Source organism: Pseudomonas prosekii (genome assembly GCF_900105155.1).
In the GTDB taxonomy this organism is placed as follows: domain Bacteria; phylum Pseudomonadota; class Gammaproteobacteria; order Pseudomonadales; family Pseudomonadaceae; genus Aquipseudomonas; species Aquipseudomonas prosekii.
In genome coordinates this window covers 1,537,134-1,560,426 of the sequence record NZ_LT629762.1, presented here as the reverse complement: position 1 = coordinate 1,560,426, position 23,293 = coordinate 1,537,134, and the positions used below count along the sequence as shown (strand labels likewise).

17 protein-coding genes are annotated in these 23,293 nt (G+C 59.2%); 11 read left to right on the top strand and 6 right to left on the bottom strand.

Translation table 11 applies throughout. The features are described 5' to 3' along the window. Positions 1-98 precede the first annotated feature (98 nt). Genes BLU01_RS07320 through BLU01_RS07290 form a run of 7 tightly spaced genes read left to right on the top strand, consistent with a single transcriptional unit; the run spans position 99 to position 8,595 of the window. Complete coding sequence (locus BLU01_RS07320; protein WP_092272753.1) at positions 99-1,721, top strand: methyl-accepting chemotaxis protein; 1,623 nt, start codon at positions 99-101, stop codon at positions 1,719-1,721. Then, complete coding sequence (locus BLU01_RS07315) at positions 1,721-2,257, top strand: chemotaxis protein CheW (protein ID WP_092272750.1); 537 nt, start codon at positions 1,721-1,723, stop codon at positions 2,255-2,257. The genes BLU01_RS07320 and BLU01_RS07315 overlap by 1 nt, the downstream gene beginning before the upstream one ends. Further along, the gene (locus tag BLU01_RS07310) at positions 2,254-3,561 is read left to right on the top strand and encodes a CheR family methyltransferase (RefSeq protein ID WP_092272747.1); all 1,308 of its coding nucleotides are present in this window, start codon (positions 2,254-2,256) and stop codon (positions 3,559-3,561) included. The genes BLU01_RS07315 and BLU01_RS07310 overlap by 4 nt, the downstream gene beginning before the upstream one ends. Further along, on the top strand, positions 3,558-4,241 hold the full coding sequence (locus BLU01_RS07305) for a chemotaxis protein CheW (RefSeq protein WP_092272744.1): 684 nt from the start codon (positions 3,558-3,560) through the stop codon (positions 4,239-4,241). The genes BLU01_RS07310 and BLU01_RS07305 overlap by 4 nt, the downstream gene beginning before the upstream one ends. Beyond that, positions 4,238-6,538 carry a hybrid sensor histidine kinase/response regulator gene (locus BLU01_RS07300; RefSeq protein WP_092272741.1) on the top strand — a complete coding sequence of 767 codons (2,301 nt, stop codon included), beginning with the start codon at positions 4,238-4,240 and terminating at the stop codon, positions 6,536-6,538. Before BLU01_RS07305 ends, BLU01_RS07300 begins: the two co-directional genes overlap by 4 nt. Beyond that, positions 6,535-7,539 (top strand): chemotaxis response regulator protein-glutamate methylesterase, encoded by a 1,005-nt coding sequence (gene cheB / locus BLU01_RS07295; protein WP_092272738.1) that lies wholly within the window; start codon positions 6,535-6,537, stop codon positions 7,537-7,539. Before BLU01_RS07300 ends, cheB begins: the two co-directional genes overlap by 4 nt. Positions 7,540-7,593: 54 nt before the next feature. Continuing rightward, positions 7,594-8,595, top strand: a complete 1,002-nt coding sequence (locus BLU01_RS07290) for a response regulator (RefSeq protein ID WP_092272735.1) — start codon at positions 7,594-7,596, stop codon at positions 8,593-8,595. Between the two features lie 275 nt (positions 8,596-8,870). Here the strand turns inward: BLU01_RS07290 and BLU01_RS07285 are convergent, their stop codons facing one another. The 6 genes from BLU01_RS07285 to tssI form a co-directional block, all read right to left on the bottom strand. Next, positions 8,871-9,848 (bottom strand): hypothetical protein, encoded by a 978-nt coding sequence (locus tag BLU01_RS07285; protein ID WP_231987138.1) that lies wholly within the window; start codon positions 9,846-9,848, stop codon positions 8,871-8,873. A gap of 207 nt (positions 9,849-10,055) precedes the next feature. Continuing rightward, entirely contained in the window at positions 10,056-11,120 is a 1,065-nt protein-coding gene (locus tag BLU01_RS07280; protein WP_231987137.1) for a hypothetical protein, read from the bottom strand. Between the two features lie 120 nt (positions 11,121-11,240). Then, a complete protein-coding gene (locus BLU01_RS07275; RefSeq protein WP_231987136.1) occupies positions 11,241-12,305 on the bottom strand; it encodes a hypothetical protein in 1,065 nt (354 codons plus the stop codon). Then, positions 12,305-16,030, bottom strand: coding sequence for a toxin VasX (locus BLU01_RS07270; protein WP_092272732.1), 3,726 nt, complete (start codon positions 16,028-16,030; stop codon positions 12,305-12,307). Before BLU01_RS07270 ends, BLU01_RS07275 begins: the two co-directional genes overlap by 1 nt. Beyond that, the gene (locus BLU01_RS07265; RefSeq protein ID WP_157720150.1) at positions 16,027-16,722 is read right to left on the bottom strand and encodes a DUF4123 domain-containing protein; all 696 of its coding nucleotides are present in this window, start codon (positions 16,720-16,722) and stop codon (positions 16,027-16,029) included. Before BLU01_RS07265 ends, BLU01_RS07270 begins: the two co-directional genes overlap by 4 nt. Further along, entirely contained in the window at positions 16,719-18,785 is a 2,067-nt protein-coding gene (gene tssI / locus BLU01_RS07260) for a type VI secretion system Vgr family protein (protein ID WP_092272726.1), read from the bottom strand. The genes BLU01_RS07265 and tssI overlap by 4 nt, the downstream gene beginning before the upstream one ends. Before the next feature lie 252 nt (positions 18,786-19,037). On the opposite strand from tssI, the gene prfB reads away from it, so the two are divergent. The 4 genes from prfB (at position 19,038) to BLU01_RS07240 (ending at position 23,266) form a co-directional block, all read left to right on the top strand. After that, a protein-coding gene (gene prfB / locus BLU01_RS07255) for a peptide chain release factor 2 (RefSeq protein ID WP_101207550.1) occupies positions 19,038-20,133 on the top strand; the annotation gives its coding sequence in 2 pieces (ribosomal slippage) (positions 19,038-19,109 and positions 19,111-20,133; 1,095 coding nt in all). 101 nt (positions 20,134-20,234) lie between these two features. Then, positions 20,235-21,737, top strand: coding sequence for a lysine--tRNA ligase (lysS, locus tag BLU01_RS07250; RefSeq protein WP_092272723.1), 1,503 nt, complete (start codon positions 20,235-20,237; stop codon positions 21,735-21,737). Positions 21,738-21,837: 100 nt separating this feature from the next. Next, positions 21,838-22,554, top strand: coding sequence for a TetR/AcrR family transcriptional regulator (locus BLU01_RS07245; RefSeq protein ID WP_092272720.1), 717 nt, complete (start codon positions 21,838-21,840; stop codon positions 22,552-22,554). Positions 22,555-22,708: 154 nt separating this feature from the next. After that, a complete protein-coding gene (locus tag BLU01_RS07240; RefSeq protein WP_092272717.1) occupies positions 22,709-23,266 on the top strand; it encodes a hypothetical protein in 558 nt (185 codons plus the stop codon). Positions 23,267-23,293 lie beyond the last annotated feature (27 nt).

Here is a 23,293-nt window from a genome sequence, read left to right as displayed (position 1 = left end):
TTGCGCGAGCAAACGGCGGCAACGCGCGTGCGTCTTATAAATGAAACACCCCGCTCAGCTATACTCCGCAGAATTTGAAAATGGCCCGAGGACTTACTGTGAAGAACTGGACGTTGCGCCAACGGATCTTGGCGAGCTTTGCGGTGATTATCGCCATCATGTTGCTGATGGTCGTCGTCTCCTATTCGCGGCTGTTGAAAATCGAAGAAAGCGAAGCCAGCGTCCGTGAAGACGCGCTGCCCGGCGTCTATTACAGCTCGATGATCCGGGGCGCCTGGTCCGACAGTTACCTGCGGGTTCAGGAAATGCTCGGCCTCAAGGAAGGGCAGGGCTTCAGCACCGAGGATGCCGCCGAATTCAAGACGTTCGAACTGCGCTTGCAGGCGCAGATCGACAACTACCGCACCACCGTCACCACCGAAGAAGACAAAGTCGAATTCGCCACTTTCGAAAAGATTCACGAAGAATACAAAACGCTGCTGGCCGCCGTGCTCGACTTGCATCAGCGCAACCTGGAAGTCGAATCGATCAAGTTGTTCAACGAAAAACTCACGCCGACCTGGACCGCCGGGCGCGTGAAGCTCAACGACATCCTCCGTGAAAACAAAGCCGTCGCCGATCAGGACATCATCGCCATCGACAACGCCGTGATCGCGGCCAAAGTCAGCATGGGCGTCTCGCTGCTGGTCGCGGTGCTGGCCGCCGGTTTCTGCGGTTTGCTGTTGATGCGCGCGATCATGGCGCCGATGAATCGCATCGTGCAGATCCTCGAAATCATGCGCACCGGCGACCTCAGCGGTCGCCTCAATCTGGAGCGCAAAGACGAGTTCGGCGCCGTCGAAACCGGCTTCAACGACATGATGGCCGAGCTCACCTCGCTGGTGTCGCAGGCTCAGCGCTCGTCGGTGCAAGTCACCACGTCGGTGACCGAAATCGCCGCGACGTCCAAGCAACAACAAGCCACCGCCACCGAAACCGCCGCCACCACCACCGAAATCGGCGCGACCTCGCGGGAAATTGCCGCGACCTCGCGTGACCTGGTGCGGACCATGACCGAAGTCTCCACCGCCGCCGATCAGGCCTCGGTGGCCGCCGGCTCCGGGCAGCAAGGGCTGGCGCGCATGGAAGAGACCATGCACTCGGTGATGGGCGCAGCGGATCTGGTCAACGCCAAACTGGCGATCCTCAACGAGAAGGCCGGCAACATCAACCAAGTCGTGGTGACCATCGTCAAGGTTGCCGACCAGACCAATCTGTTGTCGCTGAACGCCGCCATCGAGGCCGAAAAGGCTGGCGAATATGGCCGCGGGTTTGCCGTGGTCGCCACCGAAGTCCGGCGTTTGGCGGACCAGACCGCCGTGGCCACTTACGACATCGAGCAGATGGTCCGTGAGATTCAGTCGGCGGTGTCGGCCGGGGTCATGGGCATGGACAAATTCTCCGAAGAAGTGCGGCGCGGCATGTCGGAAGTGCAGCAAGTCGGCGAGCAGCTGTCGCAGATCATCCATCAGGTGCAGGCGTTGGCGCCGCGGGTGTTGATGGTCAACGAAGGCATGCAGGCGCAGGCCACCGGCGCCGAGCAAATCAACCACGCGCTGGTGCAGTTGGGCGATGCCAGCAGCCAGACCGTCGAGTCGTTGCGTCAGGCCAGTTTTGCCATCGACGAACTGAGCCAGGTGGCCGTCGGGCTGCGCAGTGGCGTCTCGCGATTCAAAGTCTGATGAACGAACTCACGGCCAAACGCCACGCCGTGACGGCGGCGCGGCAAGCGCTGTTTCTGGTGTTTCGCATCGGTGACGAGCGTTACGCGCTGCAAGCGATTGAAGTCGCGGAAGTGTTGCCGCGCCTGCCGCTGAAACCGATTGCGCGGGCGCCGCAGTGGGTCGCGGGTGTGTTCGCTTATCGCGGTGCCGTGGTGCCGGTGATCGACTTGAGCGCGCTGACGTTTGGCCAACCGGCGCAGGCGCGTACCAGTACGCGGCTGGTGCTGGTGCACTATCGGCCCGACGCCGCCACGCCCGCGCAATTGCTCGGGTTGATCCTCGAGCAAGCCACCGACACTTTGCGCTGCGACGCGGCGGAATTTCAGCCCTATGGCCTCGACAATCGCCAGGCGCCGTACCTCGGCCCGGTGCGCAAAGACGCGCTCGGATTGCTGCAATGGGTGCGGGTCGCCGACCTGCTCGACGACGATGTGCGCGCGCTATTGTTTCCGCCATCGCCGCTGGACCTGATGTTGCTTGAGGATCAGCCATGACCAGCGATCAGCGCTTTTTCGATTTCCTCAAGGATCGCATCGGCCTCGACGTTGCGTCGGTCGGCGCGGCGATCATCGAACGCGCGGTTCGCCAGCGCACCACAGCCTCAAAAGCGCTGAGCGCCGACGAGTATTGGCAGACTTTGCAGGGCTCGCGGGATGAGCAGCAGGCGTTGATCGAAGCGGTGATCGTCCCGGAAACCTGGTTTTTCCGTTACCCGGAATCCTTCGCCACGCTGGCGAAACTGGCGAGCAAACGCCTGACCGAGATCAACCACATGCGCGCCTTGCGCATTCTCAGCCTGCCGTGTTCCACCGGCGAAGAGCCTTATTCGATTGCCATGGCGTTACTCGACGCCGGGCTCAAACCGCACCAGTTCAAAGTCGAAGGCATGGACGTCAGCCCGCTTTCGGTGGAAAAAGCCAGGCGCGCGGTGTATGGCAAAAACTCCTTTCGTGGGCAGGACATCGCGTTTCGCGAGCGGCATTTCAGCGCCGAAGACGACGGCTACAAGCTCAGCGAACGGGTGCTGGAACAAGTGCGTTTGCAAGTGGCGAATCTGCTCGATCCGACGTTGCTGGCGAACGAGCCGCCCTATGACTTCGTGTTCTGTCGCAACCTGCTGATCTATTTCGATCAGCCGACCCAGCAGCAAGTATTCGAAGTGCTCAAGCGCCTGACCCACGTCGATGGCGTGCTGTTTATCGGCCCGGCTGAAGGCAGTTTGCTCGGGCGGTTGGGCATGCGTTCGATCGGTATTGCGCAGTCGTTTGCGTTCAGTCGGCAAAGTCTGGCCGAGCCCGAACCGCTGCCGAGCGCTTTTGCGCCGACGTCGACGCCCCTGCCAACGCCCCTGCCAACGCCCCTGCCAACGCCGCAGCCGGTGCGCCGCGTGACGCCACCGCCGCCAGTGCGCAGTCGTCCGTTCGCGGCGGTTGCGCCGTTGGCGAACACCTCGACAACGGCTAATCCCGACGCCGCCGCATTGCTGGCGAGCATTGCCGCGCTGGCCAACGAAGGCAAAAGCACCGAGGCGCGGGCGGCGTGTGAACTGTATCTGCGCAGCCACGAACCAGTCGCGCAGGTGTTTTATTGGCTGGGATTGCTCAGCGACGTGGCCGGGCGTGCGCTCGAAGCGCAGGGCTTTTATCGCAAGGCGTTGTACCTCGAACCGCAACATCCTGATGCTTTGATGCACTTGGCGGCGTTGCTGCAATCCCAGGGCGATACGGCGGGCGCGCGACGCTTGCAGGAACGCGCCGCGCGCAGCGAACGCGCGGCTGACAGTGAGCGTAAACGATGAACGGCGCGGACACCTTGAACCTCACCCACGAAGATGCCCAGGCCATCGACGACTGCTGGAACCGCATCGGCATCCACGGCGACAAGTCCTGCCCGCTGCTGGTCGAGCACATTCACTGCCGCAATTGCTCGGTGTATTCGGCAGCGGCCACGCGGTTGCTCGACCGTTACGCGTTGCAGCAGGAACACCACGAGCAAGTGGCGACGGCGCTCGAAACCGAGATCAAAACCCGGTCGCTGCTGATGTTCCGTCTCGGCGAAGAATGGCTGGGGCTGGCGACGCGCAGCCTGGTGGAAGTCGCGCCGCTGCAAACCATTCATTCGCTGCCGCACCAGCGCTCGCGAGCGTTGCTCGGCGTGGCGAATGTGCGCGGCGCGTTGGTCGCGTGCCTGTCGCTGGTGGAATTGCTTGGCCTCGACACCAGCAACAATGTCGCGTCCGGCGCGCGGGTGATGCCGCGCATGTTGATCATCGCCGCGCGCGGTGGCCCGGTGGTGGTGCCGGTGGACGAAGTCGACGGGATTCACGCGATCGACGAACGCATCCTCGACGCCGCCTCGCAATCGGGCGCGCAGGCCAGCGCCAAGTACACCCGTGGCGTGTTGCAATTCAAAGGTCGCAGCCTGCGCTGGCTGGATGAAGAACAGTTGTTGTCCGCCGTGACCCGGAGCCTCACATGACCCCCGAGCAAATGCGCGACGCCTCTTTGCTGGAGTTGTTCAGCCTCGAAGCCGAGGCCCAGACCCAAGTGCTCAGCGCCGGACTGCTGGCGCTGGAGCGCGACCCGACCCAGGCCGATCACCTCGAATCGTGCATGCGCGCGGCGCATTCGCTCAAGGGCGCGGCGCGGATTGTCGGGGTGGACGCCGGGGTCAGCGTCGCGCATGTGATGGAGGATTGCCTGGTCAGCGCGCAGGAATCGCGGCTGTATCTGCGTCCCGAACACATCGACGCGTTGTTGCAAGGCACTGACCTGTTGATGCGGATCGCCACGCCAACCCACGCGCCGTCGGCGCTGGACATCGAGGCTTATGTGGCGCTCATGGGGCGCTTGCTCGATCCGCTGGCACTGGCGCCGCCGATCAGCACGCCGATTGCGCCGTTCATGGACGAGCTGCAATTGCAGGCGCCAGCGGTCGAAGTGCCGGTGCCAGTGATCGAGCAACCGCTGGTGGCGCCGGCGGTTGCGAGTGAGCCGCCCCGGGTCAACCGCCGCACCACGGAAAACGGTGAGCGGGTGTTGCGCGTCACCGCCGAGCGGCTAAACAGCTTGCTGGATCTGTCGAGCAAATCGCTGGTGGAAACCCTGCGGCTGAAACCGCATCTGGCGACCATGCAGCGGCTCAAACGCACGCAGAGCAATGGCCTGCGCGCGCTGGAAAACCTCAACGTTCACCTCAAGGATTTGCACCTGAGCCTCGAAGCTCAGGAAGCGCTCGATGACGCGCGGCGGTTGTTGGCGGAATCCCAGCAGTTGCTGGTGGAAAAAAACGCCGAGCTGGATGAATTCGCCTGGCACGCCAGCCAACGCGCGCAGGTGTTGTACGACACTGCGCTGGCCTGCCGCATGCGCCCGTTCGCCGATGTGCTGAGCGGGCAAGTGCGCATGGTCCGCGACCTCGGGCGCGACTTGGGCAAACAGGTGCGGCTGGAGATCGAAGGCGAGAAAACCCAGGTTGATCGCGACGTCCTGGAAAAACTTGAAGCGCCGCTGACTCATCTGCTGCGCAACGCCGTCGACCACGGCATCGAAACCCCGGAACAACGCCTGCTCGCGGGTAAACCGGCGGAAGGCCTGATCCGCTTGCGCGCCTCACATCAGGCCGGTTTGCTGGTGCTTGAACTCAGCGATGACGGCAACGGCGTCGACCTCGAAAAGGTCCGCCGCAGCATCATCGAGCGGCAGTTGTCGCCGGCGGAAACTGCTGCGCAGTTGAGCGAAGAAGAGCTACTGACGTTCCTGTTTCTGCCGGGTTTCAGCCTGCGTGACAAGGTCACCGAAGTCTCCGGACGTGGCGTTGGCCTCGACGCGGTTCAGCACATGGTTCGCCAGTTGCGCGGCGCCGTGGTGCTGGAGCAGACGGCGGGCGAGGGCAGTCGTTTTCATTTGGAAGTGCCGCTGACCCTGTCGGTGGTGCGCAGCCTGGTGGTCGAAGTCGGCGACGAGGCTTACGCCTTTCCGCTGGCGCACATCGAGCGCATGTGCGACCTCGAAGCGGACGACATCGTCCAGCTCGAAGGGCGCCAGCACTTCTGGTACGAAGGCCGCCACGTGGGTTTGGTCGCCGCCAGTCAATTGCTGCAGCGCCCGGCGAGCCAGACCAGCCAGCAAACGCTCAAGGTCGTGGTGATTCGCGAGCGCGATGCGATTTATGGCGTGGCGGTCGAACGTTTTGTTGGCGAGCGGACTTTGGTGGTGTTGCCGCTGGATGAGCGGCTGGGCAAGATTCAGGACATTTCCGCCGGGGCCTTGCTCGACGACGGTTCGGTGGTGTTGATTGTCGACGTCGAAGACATGCTGCGTTCGGTCGACAAACTGCTGAATACCGGGCGCCTGGAGCGGATCGCCCGGCACAGTAATCAGGCCGCCGAAGCAGCGCGCAAACGCATTCTGGTGGTTGACGATTCGCTGACGGTACGTGAATTGCAGCGCAAGTTGCTGCTCAATCGGGGTTACGACGTGGCCGTCGCGGTCGACGGCATGGACGGCTGGAACGCATTGCGTTCGGAGGATTTCGATCTGCTGATTACTGACATCGATATGCCGCGCATGGATGGCATCGAACTGGTGTCTCTGTTGCGCCGGGACAATCGCCTGCAATCGCTGCCGGTGATGGTGGTTTCCTACAAGGACCGCGAAGAAGACCGCCGCCGTGGACTGGACGCCGGAGCCGACTATTATCTAGCCAAGGCGAGTTTTCATGACGACGCCCTGCTCGATGCTGTGGTTGAGCTCATTGGAGGAGCGCGGGCATGAAAATCGCTATCGTCAATGACATGCCCATGGCGGTCGAAGCGCTGCGCCGCGCCCTCGCATTCGAGCCCGCGCACCAGGTGATCTGGGTTGCAAGCAATGGCGCCGAAGCGGTGCAACGCTGCGCCGAGCAGACGCCGGACTTGATCCTGATGGACTTGATCATGCCGGTGATGGACGGCGTCGAGGCCACACGGCGGATCATGGCCGACACGCCGTGCGCTATCGTAATTGTCACGGTGGACCGCCAGCAGAACGTGCACCGGGTGTTCGAAGCCATGGGTTATGGCGCGCTGGACGTGGTCGATACGCCGGCGATCGGTGCCGGCAATCCTGCGGAAGCGGCGGCGCCGTTGCTGCGCAAGATCCTCAATATCAGTTGGCTGATTGGCGACAAGGGCAACCGCGTGCACACGGCGCCAAGCCCGCTGCGCGGCTCCGGCTCGCGGCAGAAACTGGTGGCGATCGGCTCATCGGCGGGCGGGCCGGCGGCGCTCGAAGTGTTGCTCAAAGGTTTGCCGAAGAATTTTTCCGCCGCGATTGTGCTGGTGCAGCACGTCGACCAAGTGTTCGCCGCCGGCATGGCCGAATGGCTGAGCAGCGCCAGCGGCCTCAATGTGCGGCTGGCTCAGGAGGGCGAACCACCGCAGCCCGGCACGGTGTTGCTGGCGGGGACCAATCACCATATTCGTCTGTTGAAGAACGGCACGCTGGCCTACACCGCCGAACCGGTCAACGAGATCTACCGGCCTTCGATCGATGTGTTTTTCGAAAGCGTGGCCAGTTACTGGAATGGCGACGCAGTCGGCGTTTTGCTCACCGGCATGGGGCGCGACGGCGCGCAGGGGCTTAAACTCATGCGCCAACAGGGTTACCTGACCATCGCTCAGGACCAGAACAGCAGTGCGGTGTACGGGATGCCGAAAGCGGCGGCGGCAATCGATGCCGCCAAAGAGATCCGTTCACTGGACACGATAGCGCCACGATTGCTGGAGATATTCTAGAAATGACGACTTTTCGCCGCAATCCTGGCCCCGGCAGTATTCAGGTGACCGCACATGAATGACCTACAACTCGACGACTTCAAGACCGACGAAAACGCCGCCATGGTGTTGTTGGTGGACGATCAAGCGATGATCGGCGAGGCGGTTCGACGCGGTTTGGCCAATCAGGAAAATATCGATTTCCACTTTTGCGCCGATCCGCATCAGGCCATTTCCCAGGCGATTCGCATCAAACCAACGGTGATCCTCCAGGATCTGGTGATGCCCGGCCTCGACGGCCTGTCGCTGGTGCGTGAATACCGCAACCATCCGGCGACCAAGGACATCCCGATCATCGTCCTCTCGACCAAGGAAGACCCGCTGATCAAAAGCGCGGCGTTCGCGGCCGGGGCCAACGATTACCTGGTGAAACTGCCGGACAACATCGAACTGGTCGCGCGCATTCGTTACCACTCGCGCTCCTATATGACGTTGTTGCAGCGCGATGCGGCGTACCGCGCGTTGCGTGTCAGTCAGCAGCAATTGCTCGACACCAACCTGGTGTTGCAGCGTTTGATGAACTCCGATGGTCTGACCGGGCTGTCGAACCGGCGGCATTTCGATGAATACCTCGAACTCGAATGGCGCCGCTCGTTGCGCGACCAGACGCAACTGTCGTTGCTGATGATCGACGTCGATTACTTCAAATCCTACAACGACAGCTTCGGCCATCTGGAGGGCGACGAAGCCCTGCGCAAAGTCGCCACGGCGATCCGCGACGCCAGCGCCCGACCTTCGGACTTGCCGGCACGCTACGGCGGCGAAGAGTTTGCACTGGTGCTGCCAAACACCTCGCCGGGCGGCGCGCGATTGGTCGCGGAGAAACTTCGGCAGACTGTGGCGGGGTTGAAAATCCCCCACGTGTTCCCGGCAGAAGGGGCGAATCTGACCATCAGCATCGGCCTGTCAACGATCACCCCGCAAGCGGGTAGCGATTGCCGGCAACTGATCTCGGCGGCGGATAAAGGGCTGTATCTGGCGAAGAACAATGGACGTAATCAGGTGGGGATTGAGTAGCGGATCGACCTGAGCCCATTTTTCCAGACTGAGATGCGCTGAGGCACGGGGCTTTTGTGGCGAGGGGGCTCCGCGAAGCGGCCCCGGCGTTTTTCCTGCCACACGCTTCGATCAACTTTTACGACTGCTTCGCAGCCGAACGGGAGCAAGCTCCCTCGCCACAGGTTACTCGAACTCGGCACCTGCGCTTCTTTCACCCTTGGTTCGCTAACTAACCCCCGGCAGCCACTCCCCATAAAGTGTTTCGCCGCAGTGCGCGGCATATCTTCTGTGGCTCAATCGACATACATCACATAAGCCGCCATCAAATTAGGCCGTTGAAACGTATCGATGTTGTCGACGCGCTGATGCATCTCCCTGACCACTTGCTTGAACGTCGCATCGTCCATATCGATCCAGAAACGCGGGTTGCGGCCGGTGCGGCGGTCGTATTCGGCAGTGGTGGGGTCGAGGGGGCGATACTCCTCGTATTGCGGCAGGTCCGGCAGCGGGCGGCTGACGTCCATGTAGTTCTGGATGAAATCCCACAGCGCGCACGCGGGTTGCACCTCGGGGCCGGGACAGAGCAGTGCGCCGAAGTTGATCACGATGTTGCGGTAGCGATGGGCGAGGTAGAGCACATTCATCGGCATGCCCTGACTGTCCGGAGAAGTGGCGATGTAGGCGTCGAACTCGTAGAAAGGGGCAGTGAGTTCACCGATGGTGCCGTTCTTTTTATATTCACCGTTGTTTTTGTAGTCGAAGACGGTGACCAGACCGGTGCGGCGGTTGAGTTCCCAGATCGGGCCTCGGGAGGGTTTTATCCACAGGCTGGGGAAGTGTTTTATGACTATTGAGCCGAGTGCCCAGCATAGGAGTGGTATGCCGAGAAGCCAGGAATAGTACTCAATAAATAAATTTTTGGTGAGCTCCCACCAAGATTCACTTACCAACGAAATTAATGAGATGTGTCCGGGGATGCTAAATATAAAACATATGTAAAAAATCCACTTCCCTAAAAGCCTCATGAATAGCCAGAAGTGGGAGCTTGCTGGGAGAAGTGCGTGCCTGAAACGCTCGTGGTCATCCCTTATATGAAAATCAATAGATTCATATGGGGTTGGCGTGTAGTTAGTATTAGCTATTTGTTCTTCGCGTTGTCTTTGGACTTTTGCCTGATGTCGAATATCTGTTGGTGAGTAATCTTCCATAAAACTCACCGGGCACACTTCATCTGTGTTGCCCCAAGGCAATCTAACTTTTGCGAAGCGCATGATCCAGGATCGTTCAGATGAACACTCTTGCTGAGGTACCTCGATAGCCCCGTAGGCAGTTTCGGTGTAATAAGATTCGTGAGCCATTAGCTGATCTTCCGTGACTTGTTTGTAAGTTCGTCAGCCCAATGAAGTCTCACCTCACTGCTGAAGTTGAACTTGTTGCCGTAGAACGATGCGGCAAATCCCGGCAACTTTTCATTTTGTTCAATCGACATACGTCACATAAGCCGCCATCAAATTAGGCCGTTGAAACGTATCGATGTTGGCGACGCGCTGATGCATCTCCCTGACTACCAGTTTGAACGTCGCATCGTCCATGTCGATCCAGAAACGCGGGTTGCGACCGGTGCGGCGGTCGTATTCGGCGGTGGTGGGGTCGAGGTGGCGGTACTCCTCGTATTGCGGCAGGTCCGGCAGCGGGCGGCTGACGTCCATGTAGTTCTGGATGAAATCCCACAGCGCGCACGCGGGTTGCACCTCGGGACCGGGACAGAGCAGTGCGCCGAAGTTGATCATAATGTTGCGGTAGCGATGGGCGAGGTAGAGCACATTCATCGGCATGCCCTGACTGTCCGGAGAAGTGGCGATGTAGGCGTCGAATTCGTAGAAAGGGGCGGTGAGTTCACCGATGGTGCCGTTTTTTTTATATTCACCGTTGTTTTTGTAGTCGAAGACGGTGACCAGACCGGTGCGGCGGTTGAGTTCCCAGATGGGGCCTCGGGAGGGTTTAATCCAGAGGCTGGGGAAGTGTTTTATGACGATTGATCCGATTTCCCAAGACAGGAGTGGTAGGCCGAGAATCCAGGAGAAAAAAACGACAAACATGGTTTTTGTGGATTCCCATATAGGCTCATTTCCTGTTAGAACTCCTAAAAAATAGGTGGGAATGCTGACTATGAAAAATAGAAAAAACAAAGCACGCCCTACTCCTGACATATATATCCAAAAGTGAGAGCTTGCAGGAAGAAGGGCATATCTAAAACGTTCGTGGTCGTCTGTCATGTGGAAATCTATAAGTTCGAATGGGCTCTGAGTATTGCTTTCTGTGACTATCTGCTCATTGCGCTCTCTTTTGGATTTTTCTTGAAATCGAAGATCTCTTGGCGAGTAATCCTCCACAAAACTAACGGGAGTTACTTCCTCGGTATTACCCCAAGGCAGTCTAATCTTGGCAAAGCGCATGATCCACGGACGTTCAATCGAACTTTCTTGTTGAGGTACCTCATTCCATCCGTAGGCGGTCTTGGCATACCACGATTGATCGGTCATTAGTCACTACTCTGCGATTTATCTGTAAGCTCATCAGCCCAATGACGTCTCACCTCACTGCTGGAATTGAGCTTGTTGCCATAGAACGATGCGGCAAATCCCGGCAACTTTTTATTTGGCTCAATCGACATACGTCACATAAGCCGCCATCAAATTAGGCCGTTGAAACGTGTCGATGTTGGCGACGCGCTGATGCATCTCCCTGACTACCAGTTTGAACGTCGCATCGTCCATGTCGATCCAGAAACGCGGGTTGCGACCGGTGCGGCGGTCGTAATCGGCGGTGGTGGGATCGAGGTGGCGATACTCCTCGTATTGCGGCAGGTCCGGCAGCGGGCGGCTGACGTCCATGTAGTTCTGGATGAAATCCCACAGTGCGCAGGCGGGTTGCACCTCGGGACCGGGACAGAGCAGTGCGCCGAAGTTGATCACGATGTTGCGGTAGCGATGGGCGAGGTAGAGCACATTCATCGGCATGCCCTGACTATCGGGGGACGTGGCGATGTAGGCGTCGAACTCGTAGAAAGGGGCGGTGAGTTCACCGATGGTGCCGTTCTTTTTATATTCACCGTTGTTTTTGTAGTCGAAGACGGTGACCAGACCGGTGCGGCGGTTGAGTTCCCAGATCGGGCCGCGGGAGGGTTTTAGCCAGAGGCGGGGGAAGTGTTTTATGACGATTGAGCCGATTGCCCAAGATAGTAGAGGTAGGCCGAGGAGCCAGGAGAATACTTGGATAAAGATAGTTTTGGTTGACTCCCATATAGGGTCATTTCCGGTTGTAATGCCTAAAAAATAGGCAGGTATGCCGGCAATGAAAAATAGGTAAAACATAAATTTTCCTCCTCCTGACATATACATCCAGAAGTGGGAGCTTGCGGGCAGAAGAGCATATCTGAACCGTTCGTGATCATCCCTTATATGAAAATCAATATGTCCGTATGGGGTCGGATCAAGGGTGTTTGTGGCTATTTGCTCTTCACGCTCTTTCTTGAAACCTTCATGGAGACGAAGTTCTTTTGGTGAGAATTTTTCGAGAAGGTTTGCAGCCGTTATGTCATCCGTATTGCCCCAGGGCAGTCTGACCTTGGCGAAGCGCATAATCCACGGACGTTCAGCCGAGGGTTCTTGTCGGGATAATTCTTTGGACCCATACGCAGTCTGGGCGTACCAAAATTCATCAGTCATTAGTTAATATCCCGCGATTTATTTGTACTTTCGTCAGCCCAATAAAGCTCGCCTATGCTTTCGAAGTTTGGTTTTTTGTGGGCTCTATCAAATCGCGTGCCATCCTTTGGCGGCGGCGCAGGAAAGTGCCAGCGTTGATTTTTTTGCTCCAGCACACACTGTGCTTTCACTTGCCATTGTCGTGTGATGCCCGGTGATCCTGTGACCAAATCGAATGCGTGGTCCGGTGGGGTTTCGAAAAATAGTTCCAGGCCTTGGGGTATCAACTTTTGTGCTCTGGGCGAGACGAGTTGAGTGTTGACCAGTTTTTTGAACGGCACGGTTTCGCTTTTTAGGCGCCAGCCCTTGAGTTCGAATGTATTGAGTCGGCAGTGAGCGTTAATGCTGAGAGTGCCAAAATTGGTAACTAATCCAGGTAAGTTACTTTCGATACGAATGCTCGTATTGGACGAAATTACTTGAAAAGGCGTTTTGGCATGAATGTCATGTTTGGCATTGGGGGCAAACTCAGGGTTGATGCCAATGTGGATGCGAATGTCGGCGAACAAACTGATCAGATAATAAAAGCTACTCTGTGGATCTAGCAGATGCATATTGTCCGAATGAACGTTCGTGCCGAAAGGGCCATTGACCAGCCATTCCTCGATAGGCTTGTCGCTTAGCCACCAAGCAATTCCGGCGCCGATTACGATCAATATCAGCGCCACCCAACCTGCCGGACCAAGGCCAAGAAAGGCGACTGTTGGGACAATCAGGTTACTAAGAGCACTAATTGCTCCACCCAGGGCCATCATCAGATATCCCCAACCGGCGTCATCGCTCCATGTCCACGCATACCAGGCGTCTGCAAGGCAAATAGCTGTAAGAATTAATCCAGAGCCAATTTGGGCAAGTATTCGAACTGTAAACTCCTTTGCTAAATACATTGCCGCTAGAGATCCTAAGGTTTTTTTTACGGCCTCCTTTGAAATAGCAAAAAGAACCTTTCGGCCAACCGCCAAAACAGATTTTGTACCGGAAATTTTTACCGTCAGCATCTCTAGCGCTATAACTAAATCTACGCTCGCGCCGACCCCAGATAGAACTACCCGGAACAACCCCTTCTCCCGTCGCACTTGCTCCGCCGCCCCTAACTCGGTCCTAACATTCCAAACCTCCAACATCAAAACCCCAGCCGCAAACGGCAACGAGCCCAACACGCGATGCACCCGGCTATTAGCCAAATCCGCATGCTCATCCACCCCGCGCTGCAACGCACCTTTAACCTTCGCGTTATCCGCCCCGCGAGCTTCAACATCCGCTTTATGCACAGCATTAATCCGCCGATTCAGCTCACTAAGGCTGCGCACCGTCGGGTGAGCCGCCGGCATCGCCAGCAATTTGTAATTGCCCACACGTGAAGCGCTCGGCGTCTCGAAAGCATCAGCGGTATTCCCCACCGTTAACGGCCGCCCTTGCGCATCCAGATATTCCCCCATCAACCGCCGTGGCCGCTGATCCCCGGTCGGCACGTCGGACAATCCAAACAGGTGATAGCGTTGCGGGTCTGCATCTCGGCGATTGATGAGGTGCATTTCACCAAAGGTATTGGGCATCAAACTGCGCAACAGCCCCACGCCTAGGCCATGTAGATAGGCGCTGGCCGGGGCAGGTGCAACTTGGGCCATCACCGCACTGCTGGCGGTTTCTAAAGAGCCGGCGAGATTTTCGTAAATGCTGATCAACGTACTGGCCGCCGCTTTCGATTGCCCCGTGAGCGTGCTATTCAGGCTGCCGTTGGCCAGCAACCCTTCCAGCAAGTGCCCGTCGAGGTGTTCGACCTGCGGGTAATAAGGCCCCGGATCGGTTTCAAATTCGGCGAGGTGTTCAGCGCGTAACCGACCATCACCTTCATTGACGGTTTTCTCGGAGGGCCGCACGTAGGGCGCATCCAGCGCGACGTCATCGACAGCCGGCCAAAGCATCCCGTGCAGCGGGTGCGCCGAGTCGTGGGCGATGTCGTTGAGCAACGTCTGGCCGACACTGGCCTGCGGGCTGTAAAGGCTTAAGCCGGTCAGCGCATCGGTGACATCACCATTGCGGGCTAGCGGATCAAGCTGCGCCGGCACGGTGGCGAGGCTGGCGAAAACCTGACTCACGGCAAACAACGCCGCCAGGTAATCAAAACCCTCCAGGCTCAAATGATCGGCCAGGGTTTGCTGGGTGACCGGTTGTTGCAGACACTCGGCAAGCAGCGCCTGCGCCATGTTCAGTTGTTGCCAGAGCAAGGCGCGTTCAGCGGTGGCGGTGAAGCGGTTGATGTCGCGGCGGCCGGCCTCTTGCACTTTGTCGAAACAGCCGTGCAGCGGGTTTTTCTGCCCGCCGATCGTCGCCGGCACGATCAGTTGCTGAACCATCACCGCACTGGCGTGGTGCGGGTGCAGGCTGGCACGCTCGGCATAACGCGTGAGCAATTGCTGTTGCTGCTGAATCTGCGAAACCAGATGCCGCACGCGGTGGCGTGGGTCTTCAAGCAGTACGCCGCAGACGCCTCGCTCGCGGGCCGCTGCAAGCACGTCGACGACGGTGGGTTGGGCTTGCCAGAGATCCGCTTCATCGGCGGATGGGGCTTTTTCACGCAATTGATCCAGCAACGCGGCGAGGCAATCAGCCCAGGCGCTGCTTTCAAACGTTGCAGGTAACGCAGGTGTGGTGCCTTGCTCCCACTGATCAAGACAGGCCTTGGCTTCAGTTTTGCGCTGCGCCGCGAATTCGCCCGAGAGGTCGCACACGTAACGGCCCGGATGCTCCAGCACGTATTCGAAACCACTTTGGCGAGCCCGTTGCGCGGCGATCAGGCTGAGGGGAAAGGCCCGTGCGGCAAGGTTGCGCCACGTGATGCTGGCCTTCGTCGCGGTATCGGACGCTTGTGCATCCCACGCATTGAACGCACTGAAAGCTTCCAGCATCGTCTGCCCATCGGGCTGCTGCTCGAAAAGCCGCTCGAAGGTCTGACTCTCGCACTGCAACGCCGGGCTCTGACACTGCTGAGCGCGCAGCTGCGGATCGTCCTCCAGACGTTTCAGGCGTGCAGCGCTCAGCTGGATTTCGCTGAAACACAGTTGCACGGCTTCGGCGGGTTGATGGTTCCAGGTCGCGGGCAGCCAGATGTCGCTGAGATCGACGCCGCTGGCCTGTCGGTAGTCGCTGCTGAGTTGCTGATCCTGTCGATAGGCCTGCAGATCGATATCGCGATAGGTCGTGAGTTCGTCGTCCTGCCGCACCTCGATCTCACGCCACAAGCGATCACGGTAAAACACATAGACATAACCGCTGCGGCACAGCACCGGCGTGCCGAGGTCGTACTTGCTGCGAGTCCCGGGCAGCGCGGCGAAGGGCAGGATCGGCACGATCTGATTCCACTGCGCTTCCAGTTGGCGCGGGGTGACACGCACGTCCTCCAGCAACGGCAGGCGAATGGGCGGGCCTCGGGTGGTGGCAATTTCCAGCCACAACTGGTGTTTGAGTTGTGCCGACCAATCCCACACAAACAGCTCGCTGTGCACGCTGGTCAAACGCTCGGTTTCGCACGCGGCCTCATCGGTCAGGGCCAAGAGCGGTTCGACGCCCGATTGATCGACCATCAGCAGTCGCTGGTTTTTCGAGTGCCCGGTGCCGATGACCTGGACAATCAGCTTGTCGCGTTCGCAGCCGGGGCCTGCGGTCAACTTGCCGAGGCGCGTCATGACAGAACCTGCGTGCAGTGGGCGTTCAGAAAGGCGCTGATGTCTTCGCTGTCGTCGATGCCCTGAGCCAGCGCTTGCTCCAGCAAATGGCTGGCCTGCATAAAGGAGTGCTGGGGATGTTGCTGCCACCAGTAATAAAGAAACTGTTCGTTGCGCTGGCGCGTCAAAGCGTCTTCCTGGGCGACGCTCAGCACCATCGCCCGGTGGGTCCATTCAATGCGCCAGTCGTTCGCGTGGGGATTGTCCAACCGCTGCCAGCCAGCTTCGCCTGTCGCTTGAGTGGCCCACGTCGCGCCGAACCAGCGCAGACGGCCGATTGGCCCGAGCCACAGGCTGAGGTCTTGCACGGTGCACGCGGCAAAAAAATAGCTGGCGACGGTCGGGTTGCTGTAGCGCAGCACGCCTTTGCGTTGCTGGTCGAAGTTGACGAACAGCATCTGGCGCAAATGCGCGAGTAGCGAGGACGTGTCGCAGGCGCTTTCGATCAGCAGGCCTGGCCATTGCGCCGGGGTTTGCTCGATTGCCTGAGTGAGCGTCGGTTGGTTGTCCAGCCGGACCAGCAGTGGGCTCTGCTCGGCAAAACCGGCGAGTGAAGTACCGGCGAACAGCTTCTGAGTGTCGGGATGTGTCGCCAGCCGATAGAGCATTTCGAGTTGCGCGGCGGGGCGCTCCAGCAAAATCCAGGTGTTCATGAGCGAGCTCCATAGCCTAGGGCTCTGCGGCATTGGCAGTCGCTCAGCGGGCAGTCCATCGGCGTGCCGCCGCTGGGCATCTGGCAGAGTTCAATCAAGGCCTCGTCGCCGAGCAGTTGTTTGAATAGGGCGGTTGAAACCGTTTCGGTGAGTACCGGCGTGCTTGCGTCGAGCGCCACGGGCGTGGCGGCCATCGGCGGCATCGGCGCACCGCCTGTCTCAACTGGCACGCTGCTGAAAATCCCTGCCGAATTAATCGTGAGCCACGCGCCAGCGGCCTGGAGCGTGACGCTGGCGCCGCCATCGATGACGACGTGTTGGCCGACGCTGACGTGGACCTGCTGTCGAGCGCTCAACCGGTGGCTGGTGGCGCGAATGTGGCGGTCGCCATGCACGGTCAGGTGGTCGTCCTGGCGGACTTCGGTCAAGCGGTTGCCGTGGGTGATGCGCTGTTCTTCTGCGTGAAGTTCATGACGGGCGTTGCCACCGACCACAATGCTGCGCTGGTTGTCGATTTGAACCCGTTCGTCGTTCAACACGTGCTGCACGTAGTCGCGCTGGGCGCGGACGGATATTTCCTCCGCCCCTTTGCGATCCTCGATGCGCAGTTCATTGAAACCTGCGCCGCCAGGGCTGCTTTGGGTTTTGAAAGTGCTGCGAGTTTTCTCGGCGGGCAGGTCGAGCGGGGGACGATTAGCGCCATTCGGCAGGCAAGCGACGATCAAGGGTTTATCCAGGTCTCCCTCATAGAACCCGACGATCACTTCCATGCCGACGCGGGGAATCAGCACGCTGCCATAACGGTCGTGAGCCCAGCCGCTGGCGACTCGCACCCAGCAACTGGAGTGTTCGTTGTGCTCGCCGTCACGGTCCCAGGGAAACTGAACACGCACGCGGCCGTATTCGTCGCAGTGGATTTCTTCGCCGGGAGGGCCGCAGACCACGGCGTGTTGATAACCGTCGATGGTGGTTTTGGGATGAGCGAGCGCGGGCCTGAAAGGGGTGTCCCACGGCGTTGCAAGAAAGGTGTTGCGGTAGCCTTGGTAAAATTCCTCGTTCGCGGCGCTGGTGATCGATTCTTCAAGCACGCTCGGCTGTTTCCCGATGTGGATGACTTCTGTCAGCAACCACAGGTCGTTCCATTCCTGGCGCGGGTGATTGATCAAGGGCAGGAAGTGGCCGCTGAGCAACATTGACTGATTGCTGCGTCCGGTCGCTTGCCGATAATCGCTGCGGTGCCGCTCCAGTGTTCGCCGGGTGCGGTGCTTGCCCTGTTCGCGATCAGTGAAATGGCCGGGGAAGCCGTAGTCTTCGAGTCGCAGCGGCGAAGGATCTTTCGCGCCACTCTCCAATTGCAGTAAAGGTTTCTCGAAGTCGTAGTCGCGGCGGGTCACACCCGTGGAGCGGGTTTGCAGGGCGAGAGTGAAGGCATTGATCACCGGATCATCCGCGACCATCGCGCTGTCCTGCAGGTAGGCGGTGGGTTGGTGGAGTCTGGGGAATACCGTTTGATCATCGCCGAAGACCAGCAGGTGCCCCTCGCGGCTGTGCTCAAAGTGGTAATGCAAGCCTTCTTCTTCGCACAGCCGCTGCAGAAAATTCAGGCAGCTCTCGCCGTACTGGACGCAATAGTCCCTCGGCCGGTAATCGGTGCCGAGGGCAAAGCGGTAGCGATCGCCGAGGATGCCGTGGCTTTCCAGGACCTGAGCGATGATCTGCGGCACGCTCAGTTTCTGGAATATTTTCTGGTCGAAACGGTGGCCCAGCCAGGCAAGGCTGGGCATCAGGCTGAGTTGGTATTGGGTCAGGCGCTTGCCTGCATCGCCCTGGCCGACGCTGTAAACCTGGCCATGAATGCCGGCGCCGTGGCCGTCAAAACTGAGATAGGCGGTTCGATGCAGAAGGCTTTCCAGGTCCAGATCAGGACGTTCGCTGACCAGTTTCAGATCAAAGCGGAAAGGTTGGCTGATGGCTTCCTTGCCGGTGAACTCGAGGACTCGCAGATCGTGGGCTGACCCCTCGATGTCCAGGAGGAAAGAGGCTTGGTTGGCAGGCCCGAACATCACACATCCCTAGTGCTGATTTAGATGGGCGGGACTGTGGATGAGTGAGTGCGGGGTTTATGCAGGGCAGTTCTGGTTCTGGTGTAGGAAGAGTCGTTTTAGTAGTTAGGGATTTTCCTGGGGAGGTTTCCCTCATTTGGGGTGGGTAAAACGGTATCGAAGCGCATTCAGTCCGCCAGGCGGGCTGCCGTCACAGCTTGATTACGTTATACTCGCCGGCTTTCAAAAGTTCGCCAACGAGTGCTGCCCGCCATGGAAATCAACCCGATCCTTAACAGTATCAAGGACCTGTCCGAGCGCTCCGAAACTATTCGGGGGTATCTTTGACTACGATCAAAAGCATGAGCGTCTGACTGAAGTCAATCGCGAGCTTGAAGATCCGGCAGTCTGGAACAACCCGTCGTACGCACAGGAACTGGGCCGCGAGCGCTCGCTGCTGGCTCAGATCGTCGACACCCTCGACGAAATGCACACCGGCCTCGCCGATGCCAAAGAACTGCTGCTGATGTCCGCCGAAGAAGAAGACCAGGGCGCCGTCGATGACGTGGCGACCGAGGTCGAGCGTCTGCGCGAATCCCTGGAAAAACTCGAATTCCGGCGCATGTTCAGCGGTGAGATGGACGCCAACAACGCCTACCTGGACATCCAGGCCGGCTCCGGCGGCACCGAGGCTCAGGACTGGGCCAACATCCTGCTGCGCATGTACTTGCGCTGGGCTGACAAACGCGGTTTCGACGCGACCATCATGGAGCTGTCGGCCGGCGAAGTTGCCGGGATCAAGGGCGCCACTGTCCACATCAAGGGCGAATATGCCTTTGGCTGGCTGCGCACCGAGATCGGCGTGCACCGTCTGGTGCGCAAGAGCCCTTATGACTCGGGCAACCGTCGCCACACCTCGTTCTCGGCCGTGTTCGTGTCGCCGGAAATCGATGACAACATCGAAATCGACATCAACCCGTCGGACCTGCGCATCGACACCTATCGCTCCTCGGGTGCCGGTGGTCAGCACGTAAACACCACTGACTCGGCCGTACGTATTACTCACGTACCGTCCAACACCGTGGTCAGCTGCCAGAACGAACGCTCCCAGCACGCCAACAAAGACACCGCGATGAAAATGTTGCGGGCGCGCTTGTATGAGCAGGAAGTGCAGAAACGCAACGCCGCTTCGCAGGCCCTGGAAGACACCAAGTCCGACATCGGCTGGGGTCACCAGATTCGCTCTTACGTGCTCGATGCGTCGCGGATCAAGGATCTGCGCACTAACATCGAACGCAGTGACTGCGACAAGGTGCTCGACGGCGATATCGACGAATACCTGGTAGCAAGCCTGAAACAAGGGCTTTAAGGCCCGCGCTACAGGGCCGATACGGCCCTGTAGGAGCGAGGCTTGCCCGCGAACCCCGGCTCACGGCCGGGGGCAACGAACCTGATGGAATATCTAAAGACATGAGCGACCAAGAACTCGACCCGCAAGCCCTGCAACAGGAAGAAAACTCCCTGATCGCCCTGCGCAAGGAAAAGCTGGCTGCCGAGCGCGCCAAGGGCAATGCCTTCCCGAACGACTTCCGCCGCGAAAACTACTGCCAGGATTTGCAGAAGAAATACGCGGACAAGACCAAGGAAGAGCTCGCCGAGGCTGCAATCCCGGTCAAGGTTGCCGGTCGCATCATGCTTAACCGTGGCTCGTTCATGGTGATTCAGGACATGACCGGGCGCATCCAGGTCTACGTCAACCGCAAAACCCTGTCCGAAGAAACCCTGGCCGCGGTGAAAACCTGGGACATGGGCGACATCATTGCAGCCGTTGGCACCCTGGCCCGTTCCGGCAAAGGCGACCTGTACGTTGAAATGACCGAAGTGCGCCTGCTGACCAAGTCGCTGCGCCCGCTGCCGGACAAGCATCACGGCCTCACCGACACCGAACAGCGCTACCGCCAGCGCTACGTTGACCTGATCGTCAACGAAGACGTGCGTCAGACCTTCCGCGTACGTTCGCAAGTGATTGCGCACATCCGCAGCTTCCTGATGCAGCGCGATTTCCTCGAAGTCGAAACGCCGATGCTGCAAACCATCCCCGGTGGCGCAGCGGCCAAGCCTTTTGAAACCCACCACAACGCGCTGGACCTGGAAATGTTCCTGCGCATCGCGCCGGAGCTGTACCTCAAGCGGCTTGTTGTTGGCGGTTTCGAGAAAGTTTTCGAGATCAACCGCAACTTCCGTAACGAAGGTGTTTCGACTCGGCACAACCCTGAATTCACCATGTTGGAGTTCTACCAGGCGTACGCCGACTACGAAGACAACATGGACCTGACCGAAGAACTGTTCCGCGAACTGGCGCAGCTGGTTCTGGGCAGCACCGACGTGCCTTACGGCGACAAAGTGTTCCACTTCGGCGAACCGTTCGTGCGTTTGTCGGTGTTCGACTCGATCCTCAAGTACAACCCTGAGCTGACCGCTGACGACCTGACCGATATCGACAAGGCTCGCGCCATCGCCAAAAAGGCCGGCGCCAAAGTGCTTGGCTTCGAAGGCCTGGGCAAGTTGCAGGTGATGATTTTCGAAGAGCTGGTCGAGCACAAACTGGAACAGCCGCACTTCATCACGCAATACCCGTTCGAAGTGTCGCCGCTGGCCCGTCGCAACGATGACAACCCGAACGTCACCGACCGTTTCGAACTGTTCATCGGTGGCCGCGAAATCGCCAACGCCTACTCCGAGTTGAACGACGCGGAAGACCAGGCCGAGCGCTTCATGGCGCAGGTGGCCGACAAGGACGCCGGTGACGACGAAGCCATGCACTACGACGCCGACTTCGTGCGCGCGCTCGAGTACGGCATGCCGCCGACCGCGGGCGAGGGCATCGGCATCGACCGTCTGGTGATGTTGTTGACCAACTCACCGTCGATTCGAGACGTGATCCTGTTCCCGCACATGCGGCCGCAAGCGTAAACGTTTCAGTTAAAAAGCCGCCTAAAACAGGCGGCTTTTTATTGCCTGTCTGGTACAAACGTATCAATTGGTTACTTTTGACGTAAGAGGATTACCTGTCGTGAATCGTGCAATCGCTCAAGAAGGTGCAGCGGGTATCGCCACTGCGGTCGCTGAAAGTGTTCAGTACCAGGGCCGCAAGGCCAGCCGACAGGGCAGCGAGCAGCGGCGACAGGATATTCTCGATGCGGCCATGCGCATTGTCGTGCGCGACGGCGTGCGGGCCGTGCGTCACCGTGCAGTGGCGGCGGAGGCCGGCGTGCCGCTGTCGGCCACCACTTACTATTTCAAGGATATCGATGACTTGCTCACCGATACCTTCGCCCAATACGTGGAGCGCAGCGCCGCTTACATGGGCAAGTTGTGGGTCAGCAATGAGGGGCTGCTGCGCGAGATGGTGGTCAGCGGCGACGGTACGCCGGAGTCGCGCTCGCAGTTGGCCGACGACATTGCGCGGCTGATGGCCGATTACGTGCATCGCCAGTTGATCAATCGTCGCGAGCATTTGATGGCCGAGCAAGCCTTCCGCCAAGAGGCGTTGCTCAACCCGCGCCTGGCGGTGTTGGTGCGTTCTCATCAGCAGATTCTGTTGCAGGGCACTTGCCAGTTATTCGAGGTGCTGGGTTCGCGCGAGCCACAACAGGATGCCAAAGTGTTGACGGCGATTATCGGCCGGATGGAATATCAGGGCCTACTCAACGACGCCGAGCCTGCGGCCGAGGCTGAAATGCTCGGCATACTGACGCGGTACATGCACTTGGTGTTGGCGTCGGTATAACCCCGTATCCCCTGTAGGAGCGAGGCTTGCCCGCGAAGGCGGATTAACAGTCAGCACATAGGTTGTCTGACACAACGCCTTCGCGGGCAAGCCTCGCTCCTACAGGGGGGCGGTGGCCGCATGAGGTCTGCGTTTGTTCATAGGGAGTTGTCGAATGAAAGCCTGGCGCGTCGTTGTGATCGCCTTGTCGTTCCTGCTGCTCAGTGGCTGTCTGGTGACCTTCAAGGAGCCGCTGCCCGCGAGCGAACCTGTGCCCAAAGGCCTGCTCGGCAAATGGACCAGCACCAATGCCTGGGGCGAGCCGATGAACCTCGAACTGACCCGCCTCGGCGATAACCGCTACCAGGCCGTCAGTTATTTCAAAGCCAAACCGCGCGAGCGCGAGGCTTTTCCCTTTACCGTGGCGCGCCACGGCAGTCGCTGGTACCTGTCAGCGCCGGTGCCGGCGCAGTTCGGCGGGCATTTCACCATTGCCGGGTTCGAGCTCAACGAAAAGCACGAACTGGTGGTCTACAACCTCGACCTCGAACAGATCAAGCAGGCCATGGCGCAAAAGGCCCTCAGTGGCGAAGGCTTGCAGACCGACGACGGCGAAGGCGTGCTGATCGACAGCGACCTGCGCAAGGTCTTCGCGTACCTCGACGACCCGGCCAACTCCGATGTGTTTATCGAAGCGGTGCGCTATCAGCGCCTGGCCAAAAACAGCAAATAACCCCAGCACGTAACGGTTTTACTACAG